This is a genomic window from Treponema sp. C6A8 (genome assembly GCF_000619925.1).
GTDB lineage: Bacteria > Spirochaetota > Spirochaetia > Treponematales > Treponemataceae > Treponema_D.
Genome location: NZ_JHVB01000011.1, coordinates 76938 through 94146, shown reverse-complemented (window position 1 = coordinate 94146; position 17209 = coordinate 76938). Strand labels below are relative to the sequence as shown.

At 41.6% G+C, this 17209-nt stretch carries 16 protein-coding genes; 8 read left to right on the top strand and 8 right to left on the bottom strand.

The genetic code is table 11. The features are described from left to right. The first annotated feature begins 49 nt into the window (after nucleotides 1-49). From T530_RS0110135 to T530_RS0110125, 3 genes are read left to right on the top strand one after another with little or no spacing between them, the layout of a single operon-like run. Nucleotides 50-295: a DUF4160 domain-containing protein gene (locus T530_RS0110135; RefSeq protein ID WP_027728912.1), complete on the top strand. Its 246-nt coding sequence runs from the start codon at nucleotides 50-52 to the stop codon at nucleotides 293-295. Next, nucleotides 276-542, top strand: a complete 267-nt coding sequence (locus T530_RS0110130) for a DUF2442 domain-containing protein (protein WP_027728911.1) — start codon at nucleotides 276-278, stop codon at nucleotides 540-542. Before T530_RS0110135 ends, T530_RS0110130 begins: the two co-directional genes overlap by 20 nt. Before the next feature lie 10 nt (nucleotides 543-552). Beyond that, nucleotides 553-1155, top strand: a complete 603-nt coding sequence (locus T530_RS0110125; RefSeq protein WP_027728910.1) for a YigZ family protein — start codon at nucleotides 553-555, stop codon at nucleotides 1153-1155. A gap of 45 nt (nucleotides 1156-1200) precedes the next feature. Here T530_RS0110125 and T530_RS0110120 read toward each other — a convergent pair whose 3' ends face one another. Further along, a complete protein-coding gene (locus T530_RS0110120; RefSeq protein ID WP_027728909.1) occupies nucleotides 1201-1587 on the bottom strand; it encodes a C-GCAxxG-C-C family protein in 387 nt (128 codons plus the stop codon). A 106-nt stretch (nucleotides 1588-1693) separates the two neighbouring features. On the opposite strand from T530_RS0110120, the gene T530_RS0110115 reads away from it, so the two are divergent. Beyond that, nucleotides 1694-3520 (top strand): diguanylate cyclase, encoded by a 1827-nt coding sequence (locus T530_RS0110115; protein ID WP_027728908.1) that lies wholly within the window; start codon nucleotides 1694-1696, stop codon nucleotides 3518-3520. Nucleotides 3521-3576: 56 nt separating this feature from the next. Then, the gene (locus T530_RS0110110) at nucleotides 3577-4785 is read left to right on the top strand and encodes a GGDEF domain-containing protein (RefSeq protein ID WP_027728907.1); all 1209 of its coding nucleotides are present in this window, start codon (nucleotides 3577-3579) and stop codon (nucleotides 4783-4785) included. A 1-nt stretch (nucleotide 4786) separates the two neighbouring features. On the opposite strand, the gene T530_RS0110105 is transcribed toward T530_RS0110110, so the two are convergent. The 7 genes from T530_RS0110105 to T530_RS0110075 form a co-directional block, all read right to left on the bottom strand. Then, a complete protein-coding gene (locus tag T530_RS0110105; RefSeq protein ID WP_027728906.1) occupies nucleotides 4787-5440 on the bottom strand; it encodes an HAD family phosphatase in 654 nt (217 codons plus the stop codon). A 12-nt stretch (nucleotides 5441-5452) separates the two neighbouring features. Further along, nucleotides 5453-7912, bottom strand: a complete 2460-nt coding sequence (gene lon / locus T530_RS0110100; protein WP_027728905.1) for an endopeptidase La — start codon at nucleotides 7910-7912, stop codon at nucleotides 5453-5455. Nucleotides 7913-7952: 40 nt separating this feature from the next. Next, on the bottom strand, nucleotides 7953-9596 hold the full coding sequence (locus T530_RS0110095) for a serine/threonine-protein kinase (RefSeq protein WP_027728904.1): 1644 nt from the start codon (nucleotides 9594-9596) through the stop codon (nucleotides 7953-7955). Between the two features lie 33 nt (nucleotides 9597-9629). After that, nucleotides 9630-10664, bottom strand: coding sequence for a hypothetical protein (locus tag T530_RS0110090; RefSeq protein WP_027728903.1), 1035 nt, complete (start codon nucleotides 10662-10664; stop codon nucleotides 9630-9632). Nucleotides 10665-10682: 18 nt separating this feature from the next. After that, complete coding sequence (locus tag T530_RS0110085) at nucleotides 10683-11027, bottom strand: FHA domain-containing protein (RefSeq protein ID WP_027728902.1); 345 nt, start codon at nucleotides 11025-11027, stop codon at nucleotides 10683-10685. A gap of 62 nt (nucleotides 11028-11089) precedes the next feature. Next, on the bottom strand, nucleotides 11090-12205 hold the full coding sequence (locus tag T530_RS0110080; protein ID WP_027728901.1) for an Mbeg1-like protein: 1116 nt from the start codon (nucleotides 12203-12205) through the stop codon (nucleotides 11090-11092). 161 nt (nucleotides 12206-12366) lie between these two features. Beyond that, nucleotides 12367-13662, bottom strand: a complete 1296-nt coding sequence (locus T530_RS0110075; RefSeq protein ID WP_027728900.1) for a solute carrier family 23 protein — start codon at nucleotides 13660-13662, stop codon at nucleotides 12367-12369. Between the two features lie 123 nt (nucleotides 13663-13785). Between T530_RS0110075 and sufC the strand changes: the two genes are divergently transcribed. From sufC to T530_RS0110060, 3 genes are all read left to right on the top strand, one after another. Further along, nucleotides 13786-14523, top strand: coding sequence for a Fe-S cluster assembly ATPase SufC (gene sufC / locus T530_RS0110070; RefSeq protein WP_027728899.1), 738 nt, complete (start codon nucleotides 13786-13788; stop codon nucleotides 14521-14523). Between the two features lie 175 nt (nucleotides 14524-14698). Then, a complete protein-coding gene (sufB, locus tag T530_RS0110065; RefSeq protein ID WP_197018268.1) occupies nucleotides 14699-16111 on the top strand; it encodes a Fe-S cluster assembly protein SufB in 1413 nt (470 codons plus the stop codon). After that, a complete protein-coding gene (locus tag T530_RS0110060; protein WP_038074390.1) occupies nucleotides 16111-17208 on the top strand; it encodes a SufD family Fe-S cluster assembly protein in 1098 nt (365 codons plus the stop codon). The genes sufB and T530_RS0110060 overlap by 1 nt, the downstream gene beginning before the upstream one ends. Nucleotide 17209 lies beyond the last annotated feature (1 nt).

Here is a 17209-nt window from a genome sequence, read left to right as displayed (position 1 = left end):
AAAATACTCTCCTTATTGAAAAAAAGAGAATATATGTTAAACTAACAACATGCCAACAGTTCTAAACGAAAAGGGCTATAGATTTTTCTTTTTCTCAAATGAAGGAAATCCACAGGAGCCTTGCCATATTCATGTAAGAAAAAACGGAGCTCTTGCAAAGTTCTGGATTTCTGAAAAATGTTCACTGGCAGACAACATTGGATTTACAGCAAAAGAACTGAATGAGATATCGACTATAATTAACGAAAATACTAAGAAAATAAAGGAGGCTTGGAATGGATTTTTCTTTGAATAATGCAAAAGCTCAGAAAGTCTGGTTTGATGCAGATAATTTGTGGCTGCTTTTACTTGACGGCAGACAACTTTCATTACCATTAGTTTTCTTTCCAACTCTCCAGAATGCAAATACTGAAGAACTTAGCAAATACGAATTAAGCGGTGGAGGACTTGGAATTCACTGGGATAATCTTGATGAAGATTTATATGTTCCAAATCTTCTGCTTGGAATAACTGATATTAATAGAAAAGGAAAATCCGCTTAATTCCTCATCTATGGACATTCTTGAAAAACACGTAACTTACGAAGAAACTATAAAAGGCTCGCGATTTCTCTCGGAACTTATTCCCTGCTCTTCGCAGGCGGAGGCTCGAGAAATACTTAAAGCACAGAAAGCAAAATATGCCGATGCCACCCACGTAGTACACGCCTTTATTACCGGTAACGGTGCAGAAGTAAAAGGCATGAGTGATGACGGAGAGCCATCAGGAACTGCAGGCAGGCCGGCCCTGGATGTGCTTTCAGGCCGGGGCTGCACAAACGTAATTCTTACTATTACCCGCTGGTTCGGGGGAACTCTGCTTGGAACAGGGGGGCTTGTAAAGGCTTACGGAAACGGAGCAAAGGGAGTAATCGCAGCCGCAGACCAGGAGGGAGCCTTTCAGCCGCTGGTAGAAAAAAGAGCCTTCACCTTCAGCACAGACTACTCTTTATTAAAGCCTGTTAAAAACCTTATGGAATGCGGAAGCTTTCACTTCTGGAATATAAAGGAAGAATTCGGAACTGAAGTTACCCTGACAGGCGAAATTCAGTCCGACGAATATCAGGCCTTTGCTTCAAAATTAAAAGATTTATCTAACGGAAAAATCACGCTATAAGAGAACAGCCCACGGGAATACAGCACTGCCACATGGGCAAGTCACCTAAGCCAGCACCTCTTCCAGCGACAGCACCGCATTTCTTACGCAGTTATCACAGGAGCACAAAACCTTACCGGTTTTAATACCTTTTAAGTCCCCGCAGATTGTTGCCCCACATTTTTCCTGGAACTTTGCAAGCACCTGTTTTGTTACTCGGGTTGTTGCCTGCCCTTCTGTTTTCAGCCCTGCAATAAAGCCGGCGCCAACAAGGGCTCCACAGGTTGCTCCCATACAGCCCATGCCGCCGCCAAAGCCGGCTCCCATCTGCATCAAATTATCTTCACTTACATTTACACTGTCACTGTATGCTTTCATTACAGCCTGACAGCAGTTACACATTCCTGATGATTTATATCCTGCTGCCATCTCGGCTCTTTCGTTTGTTGTCATAAATTACCTCATTTTAAAGCTAATAAGATTTCCGGGCGAATGCAAGCATTTTTTATTATGAAAATCAGATTTTCTAATGTATCATTATCAGTAGAGGAGCTTTTTTATGAAACAGAAGACTTGCGCTATTCAGGACAGTTATGACGCAGTAAAATTTCTGAACGAAATCAAAAACAGCGCTGATTATAAAAATGCAAAATCTGTGCTGGTAAATATTTTTACAGAAAGAATTCAGAAAGACTATATTTCCTATATTACCTGCAGCATAAAAAAGATTCTTGATAAGGCAAAAGTTTCCGGACTGACCTGCCTTCAGGGCTTTGCCCAGGGAGATCCTGTAAAAGGAACTACAATCCTGACTGTCTTTCTCTTTGAAAAATCTGAAATTGATGTTCTTGAATTTGATTTTGTAAAAACACCTGTTGAAGAAGCAAAAAAAGCTTTCGTAAATAAGATGAAAAACCTGAAGGACCTCAAAGCTATCCAGGTTTACACAACTCCTCTTCAGAATAAAATTACTAACGATTTTCTTTCATCATTTAATCTGGAAGAAGCCGATATTCCTATTTTTGGCGCAGGCGCCGGCTTTGAAGCAGGCAGCGTTCCCCAGAAACTTCTTGTATTCGGAAACGAAGTTCATAAAAGCGGAATAGTCATTACCTTCTTCAGGGGTAAAAATCTCAAAGTCTATGCAGAATCAACTCTGGGATGGACGCCTGTTGGAAAGGAAATGGAAGTAACCGAGGTAATTGACAATCATATCCTGAAAACAATTGATAATATTCTTGCAGGTGATATTTATAAAAATTATCTTGGCGTTACCTCATCAAAAAACTTTCTTGAAAACACCTGCGAATTCCCTTTTATGCTCAGACGCTCTGGAAAATGGCTTGCAAGAATTCCTATTGTAAAAGATGAAAAAGGTTTCATTCACTTTACGGCAGACATAAGAAAGGGAGAAAAACTTGTCTTTTCTTACGGAGCAAAAAAAATCATTTTGCAGCAGAGCTTCAACCTTGCAGAATACATGAGCCGAAAAAATCTTGAAGGCCTTATTCTTCATATTTGCCGAAACCGTCAGGCATATTTAAAAGAAGACGAACTGCTTGAACTTCAGGCCTTTTCAAACTTTTACAGGGAAACTGCAGGCTGCTTTGCCTTTGCAGAAATCCTTTACAGAAATAAAACTGGCGGCTTACAAAACAGTGCCCTGCTTGCCATCGGCTTTAAGGAAGTTGATGACATTCAGGAATCCATGTACTCAGAGGACTGCTATGTGGAAGATTTCTTTTATGGAAACAGCCGTTTTATCGACTTTAACAAACTTGGTACAGAAATTTCTCTTAACAATAAAAAAGAAAAACTTATTCCATTTGAAGACCGTCTTGTAAATTTCCTTCACGCAACAAGCCGCGACCTTTACCTTGCAAACCTTAAGCTTGAAGAAATTGCCACTACCGACGGCCTGACAAAAGTTTTCAACCGAAAAAAGATTTCAGAACTTATCAATTATGAACTGTCAAAGAGGGAATCAAAAAATATCAATCTGATTATGTTCGATATTGATAATTTTAAGAAGGTAAACGACACCTACGGCCACGATATGGGAGACGAAGTTCTTGTCCGCGTTGCGCAGACAGCAAAACAGTGCATAAGGGGACATGATTCTATGGGCCGCTGGGGCGGAGAAGAGTTTATGATTCTTCTTCCTGATACAGAAAGGGAAAATGCCCTTTCAATAGCAGAAAGAATCCGCAGCGAAGTTCATAAGCTTCAGTGGGAAAAGATGCCACAAATAACAATTTCTCTTGGAGTAGCAGCCCTGCGGGATGATGATGATAACAAGAGTTTTTACAAGCGTGTGGACAACTGTCTTTATTACGCAAAAACTCACGGTAAGAATCAGGTAGTTTCAGACAGTAAAAATTTATGATTTTTACTTACATTTTATTTCTATATTTCCATAAAAACGTGTTATAATGAATAAAAATGCATTATGCAGAAGTTGGCGTTTTATCATTACTGATTCATCTCATCATAAACTTCAATATTCTTTTTAAAAGAATTCCGTCGGACAGAATTCCCGCAAGTCTGGCTTATAAAAAATTCCTTTACACCCTGATTGTCTTTTACATTGTAGATATTACCTGGGGTATCCTCATCTGCTTTAATTTAAAATACATAAGTTTCTATGAGACCGAAATCTACTTTATGGTAATGGCTTTTGTAATTTTACAATGGACCCGCTTTGTCATCGAATACATCAAGGACAGGATTGGCTTTACAATATTCCTTAAATATTGCGGCGCTATCTTTATTGCAGCACAGACTGTCATACTGATTATAAACATCTTCATTCCTATTGCATTCTGGTTTGACGACAATGGAAATTACCACACAGGAAGGGCAAGGCATTTCAGCATGCTTTTCCAGTTTTTGATGTTTCTTGCCACAACAATTTACATGACTGCTGCGGTTTTCAAGACAAGCGGCAAGATTAAGCTGCGTTACCGGGCAATTGAAATGTTCGGCATTGTAATGACGATTTTCATAGCATTGCAGTTTCTGGATTTTAATACGCCATTCTATTCCATCGGCTTTCTTCTGGGTACCTGCATCATCCATACCTTTGTTGTAGAAGATGAAAGAAGCAGCCGTCAGGAAGAGCTGCACCGGCTTATGCAGATAGAAAAAATTCAGGAAATTGAAATTTCATCGGCCCGCCAGATTGCTTTCAGAGATCCCCTTACCGGCGTAAAAAGCAAGGCTGCATATCAGGAAGACTGTCAGGGAATCGACAACCGTACGAAAAAAGGACTTCTTGATGACTTTGGCCTTATTGTTTTTGACGTAAATGACTTAAAAAAGACAAATGATACAAAGGGACATGAGGAAGGAGATAAAATCATCAGGGCGGCATCAAACATTATCTGCCAGACTTTTAAGCACAGCCCGGTTTACAGAATCGGCGGTGATGAATTTGTTGCCTTTCTGCTGGGTGAAGATTATAAAAACAAAAGCAGACTGCTTGCCGCCTTCAATAAAAAGATAGATGACAACAAAAAACAAGGACTTGTAGTTATTTCAGACGGTTTTGCCGACTTCAAGGCAGAAAAATCAGCATCCTTTGCAGAACTTTTCAAAATTGCGGACAAAAGGATGTATGAGCGCAAAAAAGAGCTGAAAAATCAGCTGTAAGTTATAAAAGGTCCTTTACAGCCTCAAGGGATGGACAGATTTTCCAGCAGAGTTTTTTCAGATTTTCATCCGGCTGGATTTTATCCGGCACCATGATTACCCTCATTCCGGCAGCATAAGCGCTTTTTACACCGTTAGGGCTGTCTTCCACGGCAACACAATTTTCAGGCTTTATTCCTATGCTTTCTGCAGCCTTAAGATAGATTTCAGGCTCGGGCTTACTGTGTTCAACCATATCGCCGGTAGTAAGACTTTCAAAAAAATCGATAAGACCGCCTGCCTTCATCTGACGGCGGACAGATTCCCCTCTGGTAGACGAGGCAAGGGCAAGCTTATATTTTGGCTTAAGGTATTCGAGGATTTCCTTTGCATAGTGCATTAAAGGAATGCCCTTCTCTGCTTCAATCTGATGGAAGAGTTCCCCGGTACGGTTCAGATAGGAATGAGAATCAAAATCCTTACCGTAAAAATCCTTTAATTTCGCTTCAATATCGGAACGGTTACAGCCCCGGCAGGCCTGCAGGGCTTCCGGCTTACTTTCAAAGCCGAATTCCTTTGCTGCCATTTCCCAGGTAATATCGCTTATTGTTTCGGAGTCCTGAAGGACTCCATCCATGTCAAAAATTACTGCCTTTACGTCCTTGCATTCACACACTGAAGTAGTCCCCTATTTTATTCCAAGTGCCGCTTCCAGCACCTGATGCACATCCGTTACAGGAATAAACTTAATTCCGCTCTTTACGTTTTCAGGAATCTCTTCCAGATCGCGCTCGTTTGCCTTTGGAATAATGATTGTCTTAATCTTATTTCTCTTTGCGGCAACTGTTTTTTCACGCAAACCGCCAATAGGCAAAACCTGTCCTGTCAGGGAAAGCTCACCTGTCATTGCAAGATTAGGCTTAATCTTTTTGTTCATCAAAAGCGAAACAAAAGTAGTCGCCATTGTGATTCCGGCACTAGGTCCGTCCTTTGGAGTTGCCCCCTCAGGAATATGAAGATGAACAATATTCTTGTCAAACCAGTCTGCCTTTTTAGACTTGCGGTCAAGCACAAACTTGCGAGCCCAGTTAAAGGCAATCTGACTTGATTCCTTCATTACGTCTCCCATCTGCCCGGTGAGGACAAGGCCTCCCTTACCCGCAAAGGCAGTTGATTCAATCAAAAGTGTATCGCCGCCCATGCTGGTCCATGCAAGACCAATGGCAGTTCCAGGCACTTTTGCAGCCTTAATTTCACTTTCGTCAAAAACAGGCTTTCCAAGATACTTGAACAAATCAGGCTCATCCACAGTATAAGGAGTTTCAAGCACAGCCTTTACAGCCTCATCGCGCTCCTTTGTAAGCTGGGCTTTCTGCTCGTCAGGCATATCATCTTTAATCTGACTGTCCAGCTCGCTCTTTTTAAGCTCGCTCTGAGTAATAAGTTCAGAAACAATTTTACGGTGAATCTTATCGATGTTCTTTTCGTAGTTTCGCACACCAGATTCACGCGCATATTCTTCTGCAATATCCAGAAGGGCAGCCTTTGTATATTTTACCTGATTCTTTTTCAAACCGTTCTTTGCAAGGTTCTTTGGGATCAGGTATTTTTTTGCAATCTCAAGCTTTTCCTGGTCGATATATCCCGAAAGCTGAATTACTTCTGCACGGTCAAGAAGCGGCCCCGGAATAGAATCAAGGGTATTTGCCGTCAGAATAAAGAAGACGTTGGAAACATCAAAAGGCAAATCCAGGTAATTATCGCGGAAGTTTACATTCTGCTCCGGGTCAAGAACTTCAAGCAAAGCCGAAGCCGGGTCGCCGTTATGGCTTGAGCCCATCTTATCAACTTCATCAATCAAAAAGACCGGAGAAGATGATTTTGTAATTTTGAGTCCCTGAATGATTTTTCCAGGCATAGCACCAATGTAAGTTCTACGGTGTCCCTTAATTTCTGCTTCATCGCGCATACCGCCCACACTAAAGCGGTAAAAAGGCTTGTTCATCGCGTTTGCAATCGACTTTCCAACTGAAGTTTTACCAACTCCCGGAGGTCCCACCAGAAGCATAATAGAGCCCTTGGCATCCTTCTTCATTTTGCGAACGGCAAGATATTCAAGAATGCGCTTTTTTACGTCATCAAGGCCAAAGTGGTCGTTTTCAAGAATTTTCTTGGCGCGGCCAAGGTCATAATCCTCCTGAACAGTCTCATGCCAGGGGAGATTTACAACAAGTTCAAGGAAATTTCTGGTTCCGATAAACTCGCTGGAGTTAGGATCCATAAGCTTAAACTTTTCAAGCTCGCTTTCAACAGTTTCCTTAATCTCGCCTTCAAACTTAAGCTCGTCAATTTTTGTCTTAAACTTCTGATAGTCAGTTGCGTTACCCTCGGCAGTCTCGCCAAGTTCATCCTGAATTGCCTTAAGCTCTTCGCGCAAAAAGTATTCACGCTGATTCTTGTCTACGCGTTCGTTAATATCCTGAGAAATCTTCTTTTGAACTCGCAAAAGTTCCTGTTCACGCTTAATGAAAACAAGAACCTGCTCCATTCGCTGGCGTACATTCAGAGTTTCAAGGATTTTCTGCTGGTCGTCCTTATCTGTATTCAAAATTGAAGCAATAAAGTCCGCAATTTTTCCAGGATTATCGATGTTGACCATATTAAGTCGCATTTCATCACTGAAAAGAGGATTGTTTTCGCTAACTTCCTTCATCTCGCTGATGAGGGCGCGGGTCAAAGCCTTTACTTCAAAGGTGTTATTTTCCTCTTCTTCAAGGTAGTCAACAGCCGCAGCCATCGGAGCCTGAGAATGCAGGGTTTTACGAATCTTAAAACGCTTGATTGTAGAAACAAAAATATTAATTCCGCCGTCCGGCAGGTTAATTTTCTTTATGATTCTTGCAACAGTTCCCACCCGATGAAGGTCAGCCACACAAGGATTTTCTGCGTCATTTTTGAGCATGACGATGCCTATAAATCCGTCCTTTTCAAAAGCCTGCTCAGCCACCTTTACGTCGTCGTTTGAATTAATCATAAGGGGTGTGAAAATTCCCGGAAAAACAGGGCGTCCCTGCAAAGGAATGAGGGTCAGCTTATTTGGTAAAATCTGATCTGTTGGAATAATTGAATTATCATCTTTTGTTGCCATACTATGAATATAATAATAAATATGACAAAAAGCAAAAGATTTATTCTGTGATTTCTGAATTAAGATGGCTGAGAGCCGCACTTACAATTAAATCATCCTGATACCAGTCAATCAAAAGAGAATAAGTTTCTTCCGAGTAATTTTCTGCAGAGATTTTAATTTTCCAGACAGTAGCAGAACGGAGGGCTGTTTCAGGGATTTCAGAAAGAGGCTTCCAGTTTCCCTTGTAATTCAGGCGGACAAGGGGATTATTGATTTTCTCAAAAGTCTGGCTGTCATAGGCATCCACACGGATTTTAAGGCTGCGGTGGGTGTTTTTAAGGAAATCACATTTTATGGAAATATCTTCATCTGCAACGCTAAAGCTCTTCCACCAGACATAAGGGCCAACTACCACTTTGAGACGATAGTCACCATGCTTTTTTACAAAAACATCGTTCATGACATAAGTCTGATTTTTAGCTGCAGGACGGTCTACTTCAATTTTTGGCTTAAAGATATTAATTTTATCGATAAAGCGGCTGCCCTCTTTTATGAAAATACGGCGGCTTCCCATAATTTCAGGAATTTCGTCATTGTCATTTTCAAAGAATACGGCCTGGCTTGGCAAATCCATTACGTTCAAAAGTGATTTAGGCATTTCCATCTGAACGCTAACACAGGCATACCATGGGCTAAGGATTGTACGATGAATAAAACCGCATTTCCAGCAGAAGGCAAAAACAGCAGAGGCAGCCACGACGCCTGACACGATGCGGGTAATCAGGCGGCGGACTTTATCCTTTGGCTCAATTACCGGGAATTCATAAGTTTTATCATTAAGGACAGATTTTGCAACCTGAACACGAAGCTCATGAGTATCATAATGAGAAAGATAGCGTTTTACAGCTTTTAACACGCCGTCAATAGACTGAAAGCGGGATTTTGCCTTAGGCCGAATCATTTTATGAATCAGGCGGCAGACAGAAGGCGGAATTGTCTTATCAAGCTGGCGGGGACTTATATACTTTCCCTTCTTTATGGTATTAAGGGTTTCTACAGAGAAAGTTCCAGGATAAGGCTTTGTTCCGGTTACCATTTCGTAAAGCATGATACCAAGCGCGTAGATGTCGGCGCGGCGGTCAACTTTGGAACTGTCTTCAAACTGCTCAGGCGGCATGTAAGCAGGAGTTCCAAGCGCAACTCCGGACTGAGTGATTGTGTCACCTTCTGCATCACTTGCAATTCCAAAATCCGCAAGCTTAATTTCACCTCGTTTAGAAATCAAAATGTTACCGGGCTTAATGTCACGGTGAACGATTTCCTTGGAGTGGGCATATTTAAGGGCATAGCAGGCATCCTGCATAAAAAGCATAGCAACAGGAACTGGAAGCGCTGTTTCTTTTTCTATCACTTTATCAAGGGCAGCGCCGTCTACCAGTTCTTCAACCATGTAGCGGAAGCCGCCTTCAGTAAAATAGTCAAAAAGATGAACAATATAAGGACTCTGCAAATCAAGAAGAATCTGAGCCTCTTTTTTAAAGCGTTCGCCGTTTGTGGATTTTCCCCGGGCTGTCATTTTTTTGATTACAACATAACGCTTCAAGGACGGATGAATTGCCTTGTAAACGACACCCATTCCGCCTTTTGCGACAATGCCTGTAACCTTGTATTTTCCTATCATTGGGGGAAATTCATCACTCATAGCTGCCCTCTAAAAACTAACTTCTTCTATATATTATTTGAAATTCGTAACACTAACAATATCTGTTTCAGGATTAAATTTTCTGTAAGGTCTGACAAGAGCAATATTCTGCAGGCGGGGATTATGAATCTGGATATACTTTCCATTTTGTCGAAGCTTGTAATTTTCTTTTACAGGACGGTGACCGCCTAAATAAACATAATTTTCAAGAGCCTTATCACGGTCAGGGCCGGAAGGTAAAGCACAAAGTTCTTCTATAATTTCCATAACGCTGCCGTCCTGGGCGGCGTCATTATCTGTCCAGGTAAGGCCTTCCACAACGCTGGCGTCGCTTCTGGCATTAATCAGTTGATCTTTTCTGAAGCCAAAACGAGGTTCTGCATGGGAAACGACACAATTATTTGTTACGGCAATCAAAGGAAGGACATTTTCTACACAGGAAATAAGATAAAGGACATCTTCTCCGTAATATTCGGTAATAAATTCGCGGACCATACGGCCTTCGTCAGCAAATTTTACAAAGGAATAGTCGCCTTCCCCAGTGCGGTTCAAAATATTTTCATGGTTTCCTTTTAAGAAATGAACATTTGCCGGGAACATGGACTTTAATTTCATCAGGGCGCCAAGAATTGCAAAACCGTCTTTCATTTCATTTGAGATTGCAGGCCCCGTATAAATGTTGCTGGCAAATTCAATTTCAGCGGCAATCCAGCGTTCTTTTGTATCAACTTCAGAATGAAGTGCATCTCCAACCGCAACAATTCTGGCAAGTCCTTTTTCCACGGCTTCAAAAACAGTAAGAGCCCCGCTGACAAAATCTTCAGGCAGCCTGTAATCAAGGATTTTTTCCATAAAAAGAGGACGGGCATGCAAATCGGGTACAACAATAAGAGGTAAAGGTGATTTTTGAAAATCCAGAAGGCTTCCCGGCTTGCCAAGTTCACTAATCTGTCTGTAATCATTTATTTCAGATTCCAGAACAGTAGATGCTTCATCGGCAAGGGCAAAAATTTCGTCATGAGAAGGAAGGTCAGCAGCCCAAAGGATTTTTTTTACTTCAGAAAGCATGTTTTAACGAAGTTTCTCCTAAGAAACCACCAGATTCATGTTTCCGATTGTAATTTTATCGCCAGGATTCAGCTTTACATATTTGTCGTTAGGAATACGAACGCCGTTAATAAAGGTTCCGTTTGTACTTCCCATATCCTTGATAAAATATGCATTCTTGATTTTCTGAATCATAGCATGATGACGGCTTGCAAGCTTATTATCAACTACAACGTCATTGTCTGTATCACGTCCGATTGAAATTTTAGCAACAAGGTCAATTTTCTGCTTGTTGAACATAAGATAAGAGGCAGGTTTTGCTTCACCAAAAGATTCAAGGTGTTTTCCTACCGGGCTGTCAGTAACTATAGTTTTATCACTCATACTCTAATTATAGTATGTAAAAAGAAGAGGTGCAAACTATTTGTAGTAAGATTTGTTAGCCTTTATCGGTCAAAAATCTGAAGGAAAGGGATTTCTTCTTTTACGCAGATTCTAAAATTGTGCATAACACGTTTTATGTCGTCGCGCGTAGTTTTGTCCATAGAAGCAAGTTTTTTAATAATTTTTGCAGAAGCCATCACAGGATTATCATAGAATTCTGTAATAGTTTTAAAGCCAGATGCTTCTATAACTTCAAAAATTGAATTTACAAAGGTCTGTTTTTCTTCCGAAGACATGCGGTCAATCCAGTTGTTAACGGAATTATAAAAAAACTGACTTTCCTTTGAAAAATCTTTTTTGTGAACAAAATTATTTCCTAAAATCTGCCAGCAGCACGGGTCATGCTGCATAGCCCCCACACGATTTGCCTTAATGATTTCATAGTTTTGTGGATGACAGAAAATCATTCCTACAATAGAGCCTGACGGATACACGTTTACAAGGCGATTTTCTATTGCACAAAAGTCAGGGCTTTCAAAAAAAGCTTTAGAAAAACCAGGACCATCAAAATTATAAATAGCACTGATTTTCTTTTGTGATTTGGCACCGCATTTTACGGCAGAATTGATGGCTAAGTTTCCACCCTTGGAATGCCCGCAGATAATAAAATCAGTTTTAAGGGAATCAAACGCCATCTGGCAATAAGCAGACGCATCCCGCTGAGAAAGGATTTCTGGCACGCAGGCAATATTGCAGTCTTCTTTCCAGCCTACAATTGTTTCATCCGTTCCGCGAAAAGTAATTACAGATGTTTTGCCAAAAACAAACACCATGGCGGCAAACTGTTCAACATTCTGTTCATCAATTTTTTCGCAGAATCCCAGAATGCGAACATTTTTAAACCGCTCGCAAGAGGCAGCTTTGGCTAACAGTTCGGCAGTGCGCTCGTTGATTCCGGGGCCTAAATCTACCCTGAAGTCATAATCTGGCGCAGCCTTAAAAATCTTATCCAAATCAGAAAGCGTAATGGCATCGCTAAGTTTAATACTTTGCGGTACCAGGCCATTGAATTTTAAATAAGAAAGCTGCGAAAGTATAAGCGCATCAATTTTTCCAAACGGCACTGATTCAAAAGATAAATCACCGCGCCAGTCAAGATAATCAAATAAATCTGCCATAAAAGGCCCCCTCAAAGAAAATGCTCCCGCCGGAAACCGTAATTTGCTCCGCCGAGAATGCGGATAAGTATTTTATATACTTCGCAAGTTTGCTTTCAGCAAACCTGCTTTCCCGCATTCAATGCTACGCAAATCACGAACCCCGGCTCCGCATTTTCTGTTTAATTTGCCTTCTTAGGAATAATCAGATTCAGCACAATACCAACGATTGTTGCAAGGGCAACTCCGCCAAGGCTGAATTTGAAATCAGGTCCAATATTGAACTGCAAAGCACCGCCGCCAATACCGATTACCATGATTACTGATGAAATTGTAAGGTTTCTCTTGTCTGTGTAGTCAACGCCGGCATCAAAGATTGTGCGTAGTCCGCTTGAAGCGATAAGTCCGTAAAGCAAAGTACAGATACCGCCCAAAACCGGAGTCGGAATTGTCTGAATCAAAGCACCGAACTTCTGGCAGAAAGAAAGCAGAACGGCAATTACAGCAGCACCACCGATAACCCAAACAGAATAAACCTTTGTGATTACCATAACACCAATATTTTCTCCGTAAGTTGTGTTCGGAGGTCCGCCCCAAACTGCAGCCCAGGCCGTTGCAAGACCGTCACCAATCAAAGTGCGGTGAAGACCTGGATCTTTATAGAAGTCCTTTCCAACAACCTTAGAAGTTGTAAGAGTATCACCAAGGTGCTCGCAGATTGTAGAAATTGAAACGATTACAAAAGTAAGGATTGCAACAAGATTGAACTTTGGAGCCATCCAGAAGGTTGAACCGTCAGCAGCAGTCTGAAGGAATGGAAGGGCAAACCATTTAGCAGCACGGACTCCGCTAAAATCAATCAGGCGGTAAGCCGGGAAGAAGATTCCCATAATCAAAGTAAAGATGTAGCCGCCCAAAAGTCCGATTAAGATTGCCAGTGTATTAAAGAAGCTTCTGATAAATACAATCATGATAATTGCAACACACAGGGTTACAGCTGCGATTGAAAGTGCTACAAGTGAATATTCATTATTAATATAGAAGGCTTCGTTAATTGCAGTTGGTGCAAGACACAAACCGATTACGATAATTACAGAACCGATTACAACAGGAGGGAGAGCGCGGTCAATCCAGTCCTTTCCTGCAAATCTGATGATTATTGCTATTATACAATAGAAAATACCTGCAAAAATTGCGCCGCCCATTGCGTAAGGAGCGCCATAAGCCTGACTTATTCCAATCAAAGCCGGAATAAATGCAAACGATGAGCCTAAAAAGGCCGGAACCTTTGCCTTTGTAACAAGGCTGTAAAGTAAAGTTCCTGTTCCTGCAGTAAACAAAGCTGTTGATGTACTGAGCCCTGTGAGCAGAGGAACCAAAACAGTTGCGCCAAACATGGCGAACACATGCTGAAAACTGAGCGGAATCCATTTTTTTAATGGAGGCTTGTCGCTCGGTCCGTAGAATTGTGCAGACATTTTTCACCTCTTAAAAACATTTTTTATATTTTATCACGTCTGGACTTTTTAATAAATGGAATTGCAGCTTTCCGGAAAATTTTTATATTTGCCATTAACCTATCTTTTTAGTATATTTATGCTATGTTACTTGATATCCAACATTTAAACGCAGGACTTGAGGACGGAAAACAGATTCTCAACGACCTGAACCTTACTATAAACGCCGGCGAAACTCACGTACTTATGGGACCAAATGGTGCCGGAAAATCATCTTTGGGAAACACCCTTTTAGGCAACCCTGTTTACAAAATCACAGGTGGAAAAATCTTTTTCAAAGATACAGATATTACAGAAGAAAGCACAGACAAGCGTGCAAAGATGGGAATGTTCATGTCTTTCCAGGCGCCGCTTGAAGTTCCTGGCATTTCGCTTGAAACTTTTATCCGCTCTGCCCTTCAGCAGAAAACAGGCGAACGCGTAAAGCTTTTCCAGTTCCAGAAAGAGCTTAAGGCCTGCATGGAACTTTTGAACATGAACCCGGATTATGCAAAACGCGATTTGAACGTAGGATTTTCCGGCGGTGAACGCAAAAAGAGTGAAATCCTTCAGCTTTTGATGCTCAAACCTGATTTTGCAATTCTTGATGAAACTGATTCTGGTCTTGACGTTGATGCTGTTCGTTTTGTTGCAAAAGGTCTTGAAGAATACCGCCGCCTTACAAACGGTTCTCTTTTGATTATCACCCACACAACAAAGATTCTCGACGGCCTGAACGTAGATAAAACTCACATCCTTGTAAAAGGCCACATTGCCAAGACAGGAGATGGTCAGTTGTTCAAGGAGATTAATGAAAAAGGCTTTGAAGGATATATAAAATAGGTTATAGGTTAAAGGTGCTAGGTTATAGGTAGATAGCAGGCGTTGCGGGCGGCGACTGAGCCCGCAGAGGGGGTAGCGGAAAACGGGAGCACGCTTGCGTGCGTACGGTTGCAGCGAGGGGGAGACTTCCCCCACCCTGACACCTAAAACCTAGAACCTAAAACCTAAAGAAATTATGGAAGAAAAGACACAGATAAACGACATAAACCGCGATTTTTATGACTTCCGCTACGAAGAATCGGAAAAGGACTTTTACCGAATCGAAAGCGGATTGACAGCTGAAATCGTAACAAAACTCAGCGAAGAAAAGGGCGACCCTGAATGGATGAGGGAATTCCGCCTTAAATCGCTGGAAATATATAATCAGCTCAAAGTGCCTGACTGGGGTCCTTCAATTGAAGGCCTTAACATCGACGACATTGCAACTTACGTTCGTCCAAAAACTCAGATGAGCGGAAGCTGGGAAGACGTTCCTCAGGATATTAAAGACACCTTTGAAAAGCTTGGTATTCCTGAAGCTGAGAGAAAATCTCTTGCCGGCGTGGGTGCCCAGTACGATTCAGAACTTGTTTATCACAATGTTCAGGACGAAGTTGCAAAGCAGGGCGTAGTTTACCTGGGCTTTGAAGATGCCCTCAAGTCTCCAGAATGGGGACCAATGGTAAAAGAATACTTTATGACTTTGATTACACCTAAAGACCACAAATTTGCTGCCCTTCATGGTGCGGTTTGGTCTGGTGGATCTTTTGTTTACGTTCCAAAGGGCGTACATCTTTCCTTCCCTCTTCAGTCATACTTCCGCTTGAACGCAAAGGGAGCCGGTCAGTTTGAGCACACTCTGATTATTGTTGATGAAGGCGCAGATTTACACTTTATTGAAGGCTGTTCTGCTCCAAAATACAACGAAGCAAACTTACACGCGGGTGCGGTAGAACTTTTTGTAAAAAAAGGCGCTCACCTCCGCTATTCAACAATCGAAAACTGGTCAAAAAATATGTACAACCTGAACACAAAACGTGCTAAGGTTGAAGAGGACGCAAGCATTGAATGGGTTTCGGGCTCCTTTGGTTCTCACGTTTCTTATTTGTACCCGGAAAGTGACCTTGTTGGCCGCAACGCAAAGGCTGACTTTACAGGAATTACTTTTGCCGGTAACGGTCAGAACCTTGATACAGGCGCTAAGATGGTTCATCTGGCCCCAAAAACTTCAAGTCTGATTACGACAAAGTCAATTTCCAAGGGCGGCGGAATGAGCACTTACCGTTCTGCAATCTACATTTCAAAAGATGCAGAAGAAAGTAAGGCAAGTGTTTCCTGCCAGTCTTTGATGCTGGACAGCGACAGCCGTTCAGATACAGTTCCTGCAATGGAAATCTTCAACGATTCAAGCGACGTAGGACACGAAGCAAAAATCGGAAGAATCAGCAGCGACGCAATTTTTTATCTTATGAGCCGGGGAATCAGCGAAGAAGAAGCCCGCAGCATGATAGTTTCGGGCTTTGCAAATCCGGTAAGTAAGGAATTGCCGCTGGAATATGCAGTTGAGATGAATAACCTTATAAAATTAGAGATGAAGGGAGGCTTATAATGGAAACTACAATCAATGAAATTCCTTCATTAACCTGGAACTGGATGAAACTCAACCGCGACAAAATCACTCTTAATGCTGCCTTTAGTGCGGCTGATGCAGAGATTTTGAATGCGAAAAATGGAATTACAGTGGAAGAAGGTGCACCTTCCGAAGCTGCAGGCCTTAATTTTACAAGCGGAGTTTTTAATGCAAAAAATCCAAAGCTTGTAGACGGTCATCCTCACTTTGATTTTGTAACAGAAGATAAAAATCACCCTGTAGAAGCAATTTTTGCAGACAGCAACTTTTCTAACACTGTAAGAATTAATGGCAAGGTTGAAAAGCCTCTTATCATCAATTTTTCTAATGATGAAAATCAGGCAAATCTTACATACATTATTGCAGAAGAAAATTCTGAAAGCACAGTAGTCTTTGTTTATGAAGGAAAGGCTTCTGAGTCAATCTACCGGGCAAAGATTCTTGCAAAAGAAAACGCAAAAATCCACATTGCAAAAGTTCAGCTTTTGGGCTCAGACAGCCTTCAGCTGGATGATACAGCAGTAATTGCAAAGGACGGAGCAGAAGTTCAGTTTACACAGATTGAACTTGGCGGACACCACGTTGATTCAGGACTTGGCGTAATTCTTGAAGGCTATAAGTCACGCTTCACAAGCGAAGTTGCCTACACCTGCAAAAAAGACCAGATGCTTGATATGAACCACATCGTTTATCACACAGGCAAAAAATCAGAATGTCTGATGAACGTAAACGGTACACTTTTGGAAAATGCTTTCAAAACTTACCGGGGAACAATCGATTTTAAGAACGGCTGCGCAGGCTCAAAAGGCAACGAAATGGAAGAAGTTCTCCTTCTTTCACCAAAAGCCATAAATAAATCAATTCCTGTAATTTTGTGTGATGAAGAAGACGTAGAAGGCGAACACGGTTCTACAATCGGCCGTCTTTCAAAAGAAGTTCTTTTTTACATGCAAAGCCGCGGAATTTCAGAAGCAGAGGCAGAAAAAATCATGTCACGCGCAAAGATTCAGGCAGCCGCTTCTCTGATTCCAAGCGAAGAGGTAAAAGAAAAAATCAACGCATATTTAGATAAATAAT